The organism is Plantibacter cousiniae (nom. nud.) (assembly GCF_977070315.1).
Map to the genome: position 1 here is coordinate 397,087 of NZ_CDRVEU010000001.1, position 12,604 is coordinate 409,690.

Here is a 12,604-nt window from a genome sequence, read left to right on the forward strand (position 1 = left end):
CTGACGCGTTTGCCCTGTTCGCACTGGTGCGCAGAATGGACTTGGGAGGCTGGTCGCTGCGCGGCGCCGGGTTATCCGGCAAACGATTGCCACGACCGGTATTTCTGCCGGCCTCGCGACTGGAGCGCGGCGCTGAGCTTGAGGGCGTTTGTGTACTGGGCGATCTGGCGGCCGACTGCCGGGGTGCCCTGGATGTCTGGAAAACCTTGCCGACGCTTTTAAGCAGCCGTTTTCCCATGCTCCCCAGAGAATGTGAGGAGCGCTGGGTCGGCTGTTCAGTTTGCTGCCGCAGATTTGAAGGGTTGTCGGCTCTTGCTGTTGCTTCTGGCGAAATGACGTTACCGGTATTGCGGTTGACCGTTGGTGCCTGCACGGTGCATCTCCCTTTCCATTTGCCGCCCGACGACGGCGATTTTGTAACCCTTTGAAAAGTCCTTCAGCTTCTGTGTGGCATGGGAAAGGCACCGGTTCCACAGAAAAACAGCTGGCTGAAACGTTTCAGGCTTGTGCGTACGCAAGCGAAATACGCGTTGCAGGGAACTGGAAAGGCGGGCGTGCCACGTAGGGGGACACGTTCAGGACATTCCGCACATGGCCGCCGTTGCCCTCCACGTTTCGTCTCCTCGTTTGCTGGCTCGTTCGATACAGATCGCCGTCCTGGCCTTGGGGTCGCTGTGTGTGGGCTGTCAGTCAGTCGATGACTCACTGCCGCGCCTGGACCGCTTACCGCGACTGGTCGCCGGGCTGGGGCATCGCTCTGACGACGCGCAGGCAAACCCTCTGGCTGCAACGACTGTTTCCGATTTGCCCGTCTACAACGGCGAGGACGTTTGGCAACGGGTAGCGCAGCGATGCCGGCTGGTGGACGGGCAGGGCGTCAATGAACGTATTGCTCGTCAGCGTGACTGGCTGCTGAACAATAGGGGCTTCCTGACCGGGGCCAGCAAGCGCGCCACGCCTTATCTGCATTTCATTGTCGAGCGCCTGGATGAGCGCAACATGCCATTGGAATTGGCACTCTTGCCCATGATCGAGAGCTCCTACAATCCCTTGGCCAACTCCCCGGCGGCGGCGGCGGGCCTCTGGCAGTTCATCCCGTCCACCGGTCGCCAGTTCAACTTGAACCAGAGCGCTACCTACGACGCCCGCCGCGATGTCGTAGCGTCAAGCAAGGCGGCGATGGATTATCTGACTCGCCTGCATGATCAGTTCAATAACGACTGGCTTTTGGCACTGGCGGCCTATAACGCAGGCGAGGGTACGGTTGCACGAGCGATCGACGCCAACCGTCGGCGTGGCTTGCCTGTCGACTACTGGCATTTGAATTTACCCCGCGAAACCCAGGACTACGTTCCGCGCCTGCTGGCACTCTCGCTGGTGGTGCGTAATCCAGGCGCCTATGGCGTGCAACTGACGCCGGTCGCCAACATGCCGTATTTCGATGTGGTTGAGCTCAACCACACGGTAGACCTGACTCAGCTCGCCGCCACCACCGGGGTAGATGAGGCGCAGTTGTTGCGCCTCAACCCGGCATTCCTGCGAAAAAAGACCCCGGATGGGCCGGGGCGCTTGCTGATTCCCAAGACCCACACGCAGGTTTTGACTGCAGGTATCGAGCGGATCACCGGAGAGTCGCCGACAACCGCTGTCATCCCGCCCAGCTCCGGAAAGCGCGTGATCGAGCGCCAGCCATCGTCGCAGGTGGCCGAGCGCGCTCCGACGCCTGGACCGTTGCAAGCAGCAGCGCGCGAGCAGACCGTAGGCCTGATGCAGGTGCTTGGGCGCGAGCCGGCACCGGAATCGGTGCAACCGGTCAGACGTGAACCTCAACCGAAAGTGGTGCAGGTTGCCAGGCAGGAACCCTTGCCCGGCGCCGCGCAACCCGTTAAGGCTGCCGAGCGGGTGCCTGTATCCGACCCCATCCAGCCTGAGCGTCTGGCGTCGTCGCAGGCGACACAGCTTGAATCGCAAAACGAGCGTTCGTTACTGGACCGCCGGATACAAAAGAGGCTGTACATCGATGACCGTTCGTCGCCACGCAAGCGCGACGAGATTGCGTACCGCGATGAGCCGCGTGAGCTGCCGAACGGTCCTCGTGTCGTGGTGTACGCGAGCGATCCACGCCAATAACCTCTCGATTTTTTTCTCCTGAGCCCTTAAAGCACCTGAAAATTGATCTTTTTTAGTGCTTTTTCGCGTTTTCAGTGTGTATCCGAAATCCTCGGAGGCAGAATTTTGCTCCTTTTTTTGCCGTTATAGGGGCGTAAAAAGGGCGGCTGGCCGACCTGTACCAGATATGTTTCTCAATGGATCATGCAAACTTTGTAAAGAATTGTAAGGAAATACTTACACATATTTTGAAACAATCATCAGTGATGATGAGGTATCAGCGCTGCTTATGGAGGGAAAAGTTCACAGCGCCCTAATCCTTGATTGCCAGATTGTCCTACAGTGAATCCTTTCAGCTGATTAGCCATTTTCAGAACCTGACAATCTAAATTCTGAAAAGGCGACGCGTTCGGATTACCGAATGCAGGTGTGGCAAAAAGCTATCGCGAGATGGGCCCAAGAAATGGGGGGATTCTGGATCCAACCAAATCAGCGATGTGGCACTGTTCGGAAATCCGACTGATAACTTGGTTGTATCCGCCCAGTTATCGGGCATTGTTTTGCAGTCCGGCACTTTATATTCGAACGTGTGGAACAGGTTGGACATTGACAGGTTTATGCCTGAGTTTGTTAGTTGTAATGTTATTGAAAGTTAATCTATTAAGTGCATGTGCTTTATTCTTTTGGTTTGATCGATTTCTACTGTTGCAAAGAACTCACGCGTTGCGGCACACCGTGCAGAGGCATCGAAGTTCATGGGGTGGCTAACTGTTTTTTCTACGATTGGCAAGTTACAAATTTTTCGATTTCATTATGGCTCCTGATCGGGCATGCGCCCGGATCCCCAGCAGCTGTGGGGCCTGCGGCGATGCTTGGCCAGCGTAAGTCTATGATAATTTTGGAATAAGTATATATTAATAAGGTCATGTAAAAGCGCGTTCGCTATACCGAGCGAATCTTAAGGTGCTGGCGCTACTTGATAGTGATTCTCGAGTTTGTGAAATTTTTTACCGTCGTTGGGGAACTAAATTACTATAGGTGTGCCTTGTAAGACGTGGTATTAATATCCCGCCTTCCTCCCGCTATGAGAGTGATCGATGAGCACAGACATTGATAACGACGTTCGAACGCGTTGGAACGTAACTGCATTATCGGCTGGTCATCAAATTGCAATGCACAGTGCGCTACTGGATATGGACTTGCTTCTTTGCGGGGAAACCGGCACCGGCAAAGACACCCTGGCCAGCCGGATTCACGAGCTGTCGAGCAGGACAGGGCCCTTTGTCGGCATGAACTGTGCGGCCATCCCCGAGTCGTTGGCAGAGAGTCAGCTATTCGGCGTGGTCAATGGTGCGTTCACCGGCGTGTGCCGCGCTCGCGAGGGCTACATCGAAGCCTCCAACGGCGGCACCCTCTATCTGGACGAAATCGACAGCATGCCGTTGAGCCTTCAGGCCAAGCTCCTGCGCGTGCTGGAAAGCAGGGGGGTCGAGCGGCTGGGCTCGACCGACTTCATACCCCTGGATCTGCGAGTGATCGCCTCGGCCCAGCGCCCGCTGGATGAACTGGTGGAACAAGGACTTTTTCGTCGTGACCTGTTTTTCAGGCTCAATGTGCTGACACTGCAGTTGCCAGCCTTGCGCAAGCGTCGCGAGCAGATTTTGCCATTGTTCGACCAGTTCACCCAGGACGTCGCCGCAGAGTGCGGCCGCTCCGCTCCAACGCTCGACAATGGGCGTGTACAGATCCTGTTGAGTCATGACTGGCCCGGCAACGTGCGCGAACTGAAGTCCGCTGCCAAGCGATTTGTCCTCGGATTGCCGTTGCTGGGCGCCGAGCCGGTCGAAGCGCGTGACCCGGTAACAGGACTGCGCATGCAGATGCGCGTCATCGAGAAAATGCTCATCCAGGATGCCTTGAAGCGGCATCGCCACAATTTCGACGCTGTGCTCGAGGAACTCGAACTGCCCCGGCGGACCCTCTACCACCGCATGAAAGAGCTGGGGGTTGCTTCGCATATCGACCTGGCAGCCGAGTCCTGAATCGCCGCTGCGCTCGCGCAACGCCGATGCCATTGGAGTCATGAAATGAATCTCGATGATGAGTTTGACGACGACCTGGATGCGGAGCGCGTACCCAATCTGGGGATCGTTGCCGAAAGTATTTCGCAGCTCGGCATCGATGTCTTGCTGTCGGGCGAAACCGGCACCGGTAAAGACACCACTGCCCGGCGCATTCACAACATGTCCGGGCGCCAGGGGCGCTTCGTCCCGATGAACTGCGCGGCCATTCCGGAATCGCTCGCCGAGAGCGAGCTGTTCGGGGTGGTGAGTGGAGCCTACACCGGCGCGGACCGTTCTCGAATGGGCTACATCGAAGCGGCGCAGGGTGGAACCTTGTATCTGGATGAGATCGATAGCATGCCGCTCGCCCTCCAGGCCAAGCTGCTGAGGGTGCTTGAAACCCGAGCACTGGAGCGTCTGGGCTCGACCTCCACGATCCACCTGGATATCTGTGTGATTGCGTCGGCTCAGGCCTCTCTGGACGATGCCGTCGAAGAGGGGAAGTTTCGGCGCGACCTGTACTTTCGCCTGAACGTGCTGACCCTCAAACTGCCGCCGCTGCGCGATCAGCCCGAGCGTATCCTGCCGCTGTTCACTCGGTTTGTGGCGGCGTCGGCCAAAGAACTGAACGTCGCGATTCCCGATGTATGCCCGTTGCTGCAGCAGGTACTGACGGGGCATCGCTGGCCCGGCAATATCCGCGAGCTCAAGGCCGCTGCAAAGCGTCATGTGTTGGGCTTCCCCTTGCTGGGGGCTGACTCGCAGACCGAAGAGCACATGGCGTGCGGGCTCAAGTTCCAATTGCGGGCGATCGAAAAGGCCTTGATTCAGCAAGCGCTCAAGCGCCACCGCAATTGCATCGACGCGGCCAGCCTGGAGCTCGATATTCCACGTCGTACGCTCTACCGTCGCATCAAGGAATTGAGCATCTGATTTTTTGCAGAAGATCTGGAACCGATTCGCGGACACATGCCACCTAGCTGTACCAAGCAATTACGCTGGTACAGACGAAGGGGTATGACGTTATGACTATCATGAGTTCTCTGGCGGGTGCGGGTCGCGGTGTAGTCAACACGATCGGTGGTGCCGCTCAGGGCATCAACAGCGTAAAGAGCAGCGCCGACCGTAATGCTGCACTGGTGAGCAACATCGGCAGCACTGACAGCATCGACGCTACTCGCTCCAGCATCAGCAAAGGCGATGCAAAAAGTGCCGAGCTTGACGGCACCGCGAACGAAGAGAACGGCCTGCTCCGCGAGTCGAGCATGCTGGCGGGCTTTGAGGACAAGAAAGAGGCGCTTTCCAACCAGATCGTCGCAAGCAAGATCCGGAACTCGGTCGTCCAGTTCTGATTTCTTGACGCCCCTTCGTACCTGAGGGGGCTGCTACTTTTAGGAGGTTGTGATGCAGAGTCTCAGTCTTAACAGCAGCTCGCTGCAAACCCCGGCAATGGCCCTTGTCCTGGTACGTCCTGAAGCCGAGACGACTGGCAGTACGTCGAGCAAGGCGCTTCAGGAAGTTGTCGTGAAGCTGGCCGAGGAACTGATGCGCAATGGTCAACTCGACGACAGCTCGCCATTGGGCAAACTGCTGGCCAAGTCGATGGCCGCGGATGGCAAGGCGGGCGGCGGTATCGAGGATGTCATCGCTGCGCTGGACAAGCTGATCCATGAAAAGCTCGGTGACAACTTCGGCGCGTCTGCGGACAGCGCCTCGGGTACCGGACAGCAGGACCTGATGACTCAGGTGCTCAATGGCCTGGCCAAGTCGATGCTCGATGATCTTCTGACCAAGCAGGATGGCGGGACAAGCTTCTCCAAAGACGATATGCCGATGCTGAACAAGATCGCGCAGTTCATGGATGACAATCCCGCACAGTTTCCCAAGCCGGACTCGGGCTCCTGGGTGAACGAACTCAAGGAAGACAACTTCCTTGATGGCGACGAAACGGCTGCGTTCCGTTCGGCACTCGACATCATTGGCCAGCAACTGGGTAATCAGCAGAGTGACGCTGGCAGTCTGGCAGGGACGGGTGGAGGTCTGGGCACTCCGAGCAGTTTTTCCAACAACTCGTCCGTGATGGGTGATCCGCTGATCGACGCCAATACCGGTCCCGGTGACAGCGGCAATACCCGTGGTGACGCGGGGCAACTGATCGGCGAGCTTATCGACCGTGGCCTGCAATCGGTATTGGCCGGTGGTGGACTGGGCACACCCGTAAACACCCCGCAGACCGGTACGTCGGCGAATGGCGGACAGTCCGCTCAGGATCTTGATCAGTTGCTGGGCGGCTTGCTGCTCAAGGGCCTGGAGGCAACGCTCAAGGATGCCGGGCAAACAGGCACCGACGTGCAGTCGAGCGCTGCGCAAATCGCCACCTTGCTGGTCAGTACGCTGCTGCAAGGCACCCGCAATCAGGCTGCGGCCTGACCGACAACCGCCTGACGGAGAACTCACGTGACCATTTCCCACCTTGGTAATGTTAAAAGCATCTCGCCGGAACTCGGGCAGGATGTGCCACAGGGGCTCGTTTCAGAACCGGCCCAGGCGGATGTCGACATCTTCACCGCTGCCACGCAGCCGGACGGCGTTTCAAGTGGAGCGCCGCTTTCCGAGCATATCGCCAGCGCAATTTCCGGGGGTCTGGGCGAAACCGAAAAAATGTCTCAGCAAGCGATGCGGTCGATGAAGAAAGCCTCCGGGACTGGAGACGCGCTGGATATCGCGGCGATGACCAGAACCTTGTCGCAATGCTCGTTGCAGACTGCGCTCACCACCAAGGTGGTGAGCAAGACTGCGCAGGCGCTCGACAAGCTGACTAACTTGCAGTAGAGGTTTCCGTGAAATTTCTGAGCGCAGGGCTGTTGCTGATTTGCATGGTGTTGCTCGGCGGCTGCAGTGATGAAACCGATCTGTTCACCGGCCTGTCCGAGCAGGACTCCAACGAGGTCGTTGCGCGCCTTGCCGATCAGCATATCGACGCGCGCAAACGTCTGGAAAAAACCGGCGTTGTCGTCACCGTCGCCACAAGCGACATGAACCGCGCCGTCAGGGTGCTCAACGCTGCCGGCCTGCCACGTCAGTCCCGCGCCAGTCTGGGGGATATCTTCAAGAAAGAAGGGGTCATTTCGACCCCGCTCGAAGAGCGCGCCCGCTACATCTATGCCCTGTCTCAGGAACTCGAAGCGACACTTTCGCAGATAGACGGTGTCATCGTGGCCAGGGTGCACGTGGTACTTCCGGAACGCATCGCACCGGGCGAACCGGTGCAACCTGCTTCTGCTGCGGTGTTCATCAAACACTCCGCAGCGCTTGACCCGGACAGCGTGCGCGGACGCATTCAGCAGATGGTCGCCAGCAGTATCCCCGGCATGTCGACGCAAGCGGCAGAATCGAAAAAGTTTTCCATTGTGTTCGTACCGGCTACCGAGTTTCAGGAAACCACACAGTGGGTCAGTTTCGGACCGTTCAAGCTGGACAGCGCCAATCTGCCGTTCTGGAACCTGATGCTCTGGCTGGTGCCGGCTGGCCTGGCGGTATTGCTGCTGATCACCGCGCTGCTGTTGCGCAGTGACTGGCGCGCTTCAGTGCTGCGGCGGATCGGCTTTGCCGGCCGGAGTCGCTCGACCGTACCGGCGCGCGCGTGATGGACCTGACCGCCGAAGACTATTGGACTCAGTGGTGGTGTAATCCTTGGCCGTGGGCACATCCGGGCTGGCAAAGCCGCTTCGCCGAGCGCTGCGGACTGACCGTCAGCGACTGTGAAGCCCTTATGGTCAGCCGTCACAGTGTGTTCCTGCAGAGTATCGGCATCACGCCAAGTCAACCGCCAATGCCTGCGGAGCCTGTTTTGAACTGGCTGGCACTGACGCCCGTGCAGCGTGATCAGGCGCTGGATCTGGCGCAGCGCATCTGTTTTTCCCGTAACGAAAGCGACGGCCATGACGGGCAGTGGTGCTGGGCGCTGACCAAAGCGTTGCGCCCCGGTGTCTGGCTGGAGCTGGAGCGTGAAGATGCGCGCTTGCTGTTGGGTGCCTGGCTCGGGCCTGAGTATTGGTCGCGATTGCGTCTGGCCTGGGCGCCCGATGAGGTCGCCGACAGACCTTGCGCGGCCCCCGAAAATAAACTTCAGACGTTGTGGCAGGCTGTTCTATGGCGTGTCACCGCGGCCTGAGTATCCGCTCCTCTCTGCACCAGGAATTCTCCCATGCTTGCCAAACGCAGTATTACTTTGACTGCCGACGCGGTGCTGCCCGAGCCGGTATTGCGCCGTGAAGACATCGCCAACAGTTTGCTGGCTCGCGACATTCTGACTGACGCGCGCCGTCAGGCGGAGCAACTGCTGGTGCTTGAGCAGGCTAAAGCCGATCGTCGGCATCAGGAGGCGCTTGCGCAGTTCTGGGAGCGTGCCAATGTCTTTCTGGACGAGCTGCATGTTCAGCGCGAAGCCTTGCAGCGGCAGGCCATGACTGCTGTAGAGGAACTGCTGACTGAGGCATTGTGCCAGTTGCTCGACGAAACAACCCTTGCCGAGCGCGCTCGGGCACTGGTCAGGAACCTGGCAGCCAGTCAGCTCAACGAAGCAGTGGCCACACTCAGCGTTCATCCGGAGATGGCCGAGCCGGTCGCCGAATGGTTGGCAGAGAGCCGTTTTGCAGAGCACTGGGAGCTCAAGCGCGATGCGACGCTGACCACCGAAAGCCTGCGCCTGAGCGACGCCAACGGCGCTTTCGAAATCGATTGGGCAACCCTTCGCAATGGGCTGGCAGGCGCGGAGCCAGCTGCCTGAAACAGACTCTTGCGGCGAAAATGGAACCGCTCCACCTGTTTGCTCCACTCAAGGTTTGAACCTTTCTGCTGGAGTATCAGGACATGATAAATTTCAAATCCCTGCAAAATAACCTCGATTCCACGCTCACTCGCGCGTTGTCCGACGTGGATGACGTGCTGGACGGGGGCAATGGGCATTTCACCGCCGACGACATCGATGCCTTCAGTGAGGCGAGCCAGCAGGCTGCGGTCAGCTCCAACATCGCTGATCAATGCCAGCAGGCTGGTTATAAAATGACCAAAAATGTCATCGATGGATTTCAGTGAGTTCGAGGAGGTCGTCGGCCTGTGGCGTGATCAGCGTCCGGCGAGCCCGCTCGACTGCTGGGTCGACGACGCCAACGCACGGCTGGAAATGGTGGGTGGCGGAGTCCGTTGCAGCATCGAATTACTCGACCCCTATGACGCCAACGACCCTCAGCGTATCGAAGCATTGCTCAGTCACGGCGGTGCCAGCCTGGCGTGTGCCTGTGACGGCGCGTTCGCCATCGATCCGCAAACGCGCTGCATGGTGCTGGTCAGCTGGATGCCTGGCCCCTGCGGCCTTGCCGATCTGCTGAACCGTCTGGAAAGCCTGGCCAATCAGCGCGCGGCCTTGCTCAGCCTGATGCACACCACTCTGGTCAATTCCGTGCCCGCCTTAGCCGGGCGCACGACCCTCAATCACCGGCAACCGGGAGTTTGAAATGCGCAAGGCCTTGATGTGGTTGCCTTTATTGTTGATCGGGCTGTCCCCCGCCACGTGGGCGGTGACCCCCGAAGCCTGGAAACATACGGCTTACGCCTACGATGCCCGGCAGACCGAGCTGGCGACAGCGCTGGCCGACTTCGCCAAGGAATTCGGCATGGCGCTGGACATGCCGCCCATCCCGGGAGTCCTCGATGACCGGATACGCGCCCAGAGCCCGGAAGAGTTTCTCGACCGTCTGGGCCAGGAATATCACTTCCAGTGGTTTGTGTATAACGACACGTTGTACGTCAGCCCCTCCAGCGAGCACACCTCGGCACGCATCGAAGTGTCCTCCGACGCGGTGGATGACCTGCAGACTGCCTTGACCGATGTGGGGCTGCTGGACAAGCGCTTCGGTTGGGGGGTATTGCCGAACGAAGGCGTGGTTCTGGTTCGCGGCCCGGCAAAATATGTGGAACTGGTGCGCGATTACAGCAAGAAAGTCGAAGCGCCGGAAAAGGGCGACAAGCAGGACGTCATCGTATTTCCGCTCAAGTACGCCAGTGCTGCGGACCGCACCATTCGCTATCGCGATCAACAACTGGTGGTCGCCGGTGTCGCCAGCATTCTCCAGGATTTGCTGGATACCCGTTCTCATGGCGGGTCCATCAATGGTATGGATCTGCTGGGGCGAGGCGGTCGCGGTAACGGTCTGGCGGGCGGTGGCAGCCCGGACACTCCGAGTCTGCCAATGAGCTCCAGCGGCCTCGATACCAATGCGTTGGAGCAGGGCCTCGATCAGGTGCTGCACTATGGTGGCGGCGGCAGCAAAAGCAGTGGAAAAAGTCGCTCTGGCGGGCGGGCCAACATCCGTGTAACCGCCGATGTCCGTAACAATGCCGTGCTGATCTACGACTTGCCCTCGCGCAAGGCCATGTACGAAAAGCTCATCAAAGAGCTGGATGTTTCGCGCAACCTGATCGAAATCGACGCCGTGATTCTCGACATCGATCGCAACGAGCTGGCAGAACTGTCCAGCCGCTGGAACTTCAATGCCGGGAGTGTCAACGGGGGCGCCAACATGTTCGACGCTGGCACCAGCTCCACCCTGTTCATTCAGAACGCCGGCAAGTTCGCCGCCGAACTGCATGCGCTGGAAGGTAACGGCTCGGCGTCGGTGATCGGCAACCCGTCCATTCTTACCCTTGAAAACCAGCCGGCCGTGATCGACTTCAGTCGCACCGAATACCTCACCGCGACCTCGGAACGCGTGGCCAATATCGAGCCCATCACCGCAGGCACCAGTCTGCAGGTGACTCCGCGCTCGCTGGATCACGATGGCAAGCCTCAGGTGCAACTGATCGTCGATATCGAGGATGGTCAGATCGACATCTCCGACATCAATGACACGCAGCCAAGTGTGCGCAAAGGCAATGTCAGTACCCAGGCCGTCATAGCCGAGCACGGTTCGCTGGTCATCGGTGGTTTCCATGGTCTTGAAGCCAACGACAAGGTCCACAAGGTTCCGTTGCTGGGCGACATTCCCTACATCGGCAAGCTGCTGTTCCAGTCCCGCAGCCGTGAACTGAGCCAGCGCGAGCGCCTGTTCATCCTGACGCCAAGACTGATTGGCGACCAAGTCAACCCGGCTCGCTATGTGCAGAACGGCAACCCTCACGACGTCGATGACCAGATGAAAAGGATCAAGGAACGGCGTGACGGCGGTGAGCTGCCTACCCGTGGCGACATTCAGAAAGTCTTCACGCAGATGGTTGATGGCGCTGCGCCAGAGGGCATGCATGATGGCGAAACACTGCCCTTTGAAACCGACAGCCTGTGTGACCCGGGCCAGGGCCTGAGCCTCGATGGCCAGCGCTCGCAATGGTATGCCCGCAAGGACTGGGGTGTGGCTGTCGTGGTCGCGCGCAACAATACCGACAAACCGGTGCGGATCGACGAGAGTCGCTGCGGTGGTCGCTGGGTCATCGGCGTCGCCGCCTGGCCCCATGCATGGCTGCAACCGGGCGAGGAAAGCGAAGTGTATATCGCGGTACGTCAGCCACAGATATCGAAAATGGCCAAAGAGAGCCGGCCATCACTGCTCCGGGGGGCAAAGCCATGAAGATCAGCAGCGTTGCAGTCGTGTTGGTGGTGTTCGCTACCCTGACCGGGTGCGCCACCCACGGTTGTTCGGGAACTGCCTGCAAACGCCCGGACTCCACCAGCCGCGAACTGGTCATCTGGTGGCCTCCGGACATGCGTGACGGTCTTGACGACCAGGACCACGAGCGTGATTACACCGTCGTGAAGTTAAGGGACTAGACATGATCGAGGTCGAGGAGAAAACAGCGTTCTACTACAACGTTGCGGCGCAGAGTCCTGCGGTCTGGCCGGTGGCAAACGGAGTGTCTTTCGTCAGCCGGCGCGAGCATCATGACTGGGGCATTGCGCTGCACATCGAGGGTCGAGCGCTGCGTCCCGAACAACTCAGAGAGGCGCTGCAACTGAGGTTTTCACAAGCCGAACGATTCAATGACTACTTTCTGTTCCTGGATATGCGGCGTGATTTCGTGGTGTGGCACGCGGTGAGCGACGCCCCCTATGCCGTCACCAACCTGGATGATATCCGGCGAAACGAGCTGATACTGGCAGGCCTGGATCATCTGGCTTAGGAGATAACACCCGCGTGAAAAGAAGACCGCCCCATCTGGGGCGGTCTTTTTTTGCGCAGATGCAATCCAAAAGCATCAGGCAGTTACTGGTCATGCGGAGCTCGGTCGGTTTTCGACACTGCACAGCTGTCACCCCGGCAGCGAGCACTGCCATCAGGATGGGACGACCAGGCCAACTGCGGACGCCAGCGATAAAAAGACCATAGCCGACATCAAGCAGCGGCCTGGTCAAGCGCCATGGCAACGGCGCAGCCCCGACA

At 58.9% G+C, this 12,604-nt stretch carries 15 protein-coding genes; all 15 read left to right on the plus strand.

Features of this window, described 5'->3' with window-relative positions; genetic code table 11:
- Positions 1 to 35 precede the first annotated feature (35 nt).
- The 15 genes from ACW55A_RS01800 (at position 36) to ACW55A_RS01870 (ending at position 12,344) form a co-directional block, all read left to right on the plus strand.
- On the plus strand, positions 36 to 428 hold the full coding sequence (locus ACW55A_RS01800) for a hypothetical protein (protein ID WP_498810417.1): 393 nt from the start codon (positions 36 to 38) through the stop codon (positions 426 to 428).
- Positions 429 to 591: 163 nt separating this feature from the next.
- The gene (locus tag ACW55A_RS01805; RefSeq protein WP_498810419.1) at positions 592 to 2,130 is read left to right on the plus strand and encodes a lytic transglycosylase domain-containing protein; all 1,539 of its coding nucleotides are present in this window, start codon (positions 592 to 594) and stop codon (positions 2,128 to 2,130) included.
- Positions 2,131 to 3,206: 1,076 nt separating this feature from the next.
- Positions 3,207 to 4,151, plus strand: a complete 945-nt coding sequence (gene hrpR, locus ACW55A_RS01810) for a transcriptional regulator HrpR (protein ID WP_455807840.1) — start codon at positions 3,207 to 3,209, stop codon at positions 4,149 to 4,151.
- Positions 4,152 to 4,196: 45 nt separating this feature from the next.
- The gene (gene hrpS / locus ACW55A_RS01815) at positions 4,197 to 5,105 is read left to right on the plus strand and encodes a transcriptional regulator HrpS (protein ID WP_003365153.1); all 909 of its coding nucleotides are present in this window, start codon (positions 4,197 to 4,199) and stop codon (positions 5,103 to 5,105) included.
- Between the two features lie 92 nt (positions 5,106 to 5,197).
- A complete protein-coding gene (locus ACW55A_RS01820) occupies positions 5,198 to 5,524 on the plus strand; it encodes a type III secretion system major pilin HrpA (RefSeq protein WP_455807839.1) in 327 nt (108 codons plus the stop codon).
- A gap of 52 nt (positions 5,525 to 5,576) precedes the next feature.
- Positions 5,577 to 6,602 carry a type III secretion system effector HrpZ gene (gene hrpZ / locus ACW55A_RS01825; protein WP_455807838.1) on the plus strand — a complete coding sequence of 342 codons (1,026 nt, stop codon included), beginning with the start codon at positions 5,577 to 5,579 and terminating at the stop codon, positions 6,600 to 6,602.
- A 27-nt stretch (positions 6,603 to 6,629) separates the two neighbouring features.
- Positions 6,630 to 7,004 (plus strand): type III secretion system inner rod subunit SctI, encoded by a 375-nt coding sequence (gene sctI / locus ACW55A_RS01830; protein ID WP_003314135.1) that lies wholly within the window; start codon positions 6,630 to 6,632, stop codon positions 7,002 to 7,004.
- A gap of 8 nt (positions 7,005 to 7,012) precedes the next feature.
- Positions 7,013 to 7,819 (plus strand): type III secretion system inner membrane ring lipoprotein SctJ, encoded by an 807-nt coding sequence (gene sctJ / locus ACW55A_RS01835; RefSeq protein ID WP_003433474.1) that lies wholly within the window; start codon positions 7,013 to 7,015, stop codon positions 7,817 to 7,819.
- The gene (locus ACW55A_RS01840; RefSeq protein WP_003365149.1) at positions 7,819 to 8,346 is read left to right on the plus strand and encodes a hypothetical protein; all 528 of its coding nucleotides are present in this window, start codon (positions 7,819 to 7,821) and stop codon (positions 8,344 to 8,346) included. Before sctJ ends, ACW55A_RS01840 begins: the two co-directional genes overlap by 1 nt.
- Before the next feature lie 33 nt (positions 8,347 to 8,379).
- Positions 8,380 to 8,961 carry a type III secretion system stator protein SctL gene (sctL, locus tag ACW55A_RS01845; protein ID WP_455807837.1) on the plus strand — a complete coding sequence of 194 codons (582 nt, stop codon included), beginning with the start codon at positions 8,380 to 8,382 and terminating at the stop codon, positions 8,959 to 8,961.
- 83 nt (positions 8,962 to 9,044) lie between these two features.
- A complete protein-coding gene (locus tag ACW55A_RS01850) occupies positions 9,045 to 9,269 on the plus strand; it encodes a type III secretion protein (RefSeq protein ID WP_003314139.1) in 225 nt (74 codons plus the stop codon).
- Positions 9,247 to 9,687 carry a type III secretion system protein HrpG gene (locus tag ACW55A_RS01855; RefSeq protein WP_003415377.1) on the plus strand — a complete coding sequence of 147 codons (441 nt, stop codon included), beginning with the start codon at positions 9,247 to 9,249 and terminating at the stop codon, positions 9,685 to 9,687. The genes ACW55A_RS01850 and ACW55A_RS01855 overlap by 23 nt, the downstream gene beginning before the upstream one ends.
- A gap of 1 nt (position 9,688) precedes the next feature.
- Positions 9,689 to 11,794 carry a type III secretion system outer membrane ring subunit SctC gene (sctC, locus tag ACW55A_RS01860; protein WP_003433473.1) on the plus strand — a complete coding sequence of 702 codons (2,106 nt, stop codon included), beginning with the start codon at positions 9,689 to 9,691 and terminating at the stop codon, positions 11,792 to 11,794.
- Positions 11,791 to 11,994, plus strand: coding sequence for an HrpT family type III secretion system protein (gene hrpT / locus ACW55A_RS01865; RefSeq protein WP_003314144.1), 204 nt, complete (start codon positions 11,791 to 11,793; stop codon positions 11,992 to 11,994). The genes sctC and hrpT overlap by 4 nt, the downstream gene beginning before the upstream one ends.
- A 2-nt stretch (positions 11,995 to 11,996) precedes the next feature.
- The gene (locus ACW55A_RS01870; protein WP_003365146.1) at positions 11,997 to 12,344 is read left to right on the plus strand and encodes a hypothetical protein; all 348 of its coding nucleotides are present in this window, start codon (positions 11,997 to 11,999) and stop codon (positions 12,342 to 12,344) included.
- Positions 12,345 to 12,604: the final 260 nt, after the last annotated feature.

Bases quoted from the DNA above. Each gene is read 5' to 3' on its own strand.
- ACW55A_RS01800 (WP_498810417.1), top strand. From the start codon at position 36: ATGGACTTGGGAGGCTGGTCGCTGCGCGGCGCCGGGTTATCCGGCAAA.
- ACW55A_RS01855 (WP_003415377.1), top strand. From the start codon at position 9,247: ATGTCATCGATGGATTTCAGTGAGTTCGAGGAGGTCGTCGGCCTGTGG.
- hrpS (WP_003365153.1), top strand. From the start codon at position 4,197: ATGAATCTCGATGATGAGTTTGACGACGACCTGGATGCGGAGCGCGTA.
- ACW55A_RS01840 (WP_003365149.1), top strand. From the start codon at position 7,819: ATGGACCTGACCGCCGAAGACTATTGGACTCAGTGGTGGTGTAATCCT.
- ACW55A_RS01870 (WP_003365146.1), top strand. From the start codon at position 11,997: ATGATCGAGGTCGAGGAGAAAACAGCGTTCTACTACAACGTTGCGGCG.
- hrpZ (WP_455807838.1), top strand. From the start codon at position 5,577: ATGCAGAGTCTCAGTCTTAACAGCAGCTCGCTGCAAACCCCGGCAATG.
- ACW55A_RS01850 (WP_003314139.1), top strand. From the start codon at position 9,045: ATGATAAATTTCAAATCCCTGCAAAATAACCTCGATTCCACGCTCACT.
- hrpT (WP_003314144.1), top strand. From the start codon at position 11,791: ATGAAGATCAGCAGCGTTGCAGTCGTGTTGGTGGTGTTCGCTACCCTG.
- sctC (WP_003433473.1), top strand. From the start codon at position 9,689: ATGCGCAAGGCCTTGATGTGGTTGCCTTTATTGTTGATCGGGCTGTCC.
- ACW55A_RS01820 (WP_455807839.1), top strand. From the start codon at position 5,198: ATGACTATCATGAGTTCTCTGGCGGGTGCGGGTCGCGGTGTAGTCAAC.
- ACW55A_RS01805 (WP_498810419.1), top strand. From the start codon at position 592: ATGGCCGCCGTTGCCCTCCACGTTTCGTCTCCTCGTTTGCTGGCTCGT.
- sctL (WP_455807837.1), top strand. From the start codon at position 8,380: ATGCTTGCCAAACGCAGTATTACTTTGACTGCCGACGCGGTGCTGCCC.
- hrpR (WP_455807840.1), top strand. From the start codon at position 3,207: ATGAGCACAGACATTGATAACGACGTTCGAACGCGTTGGAACGTAACT.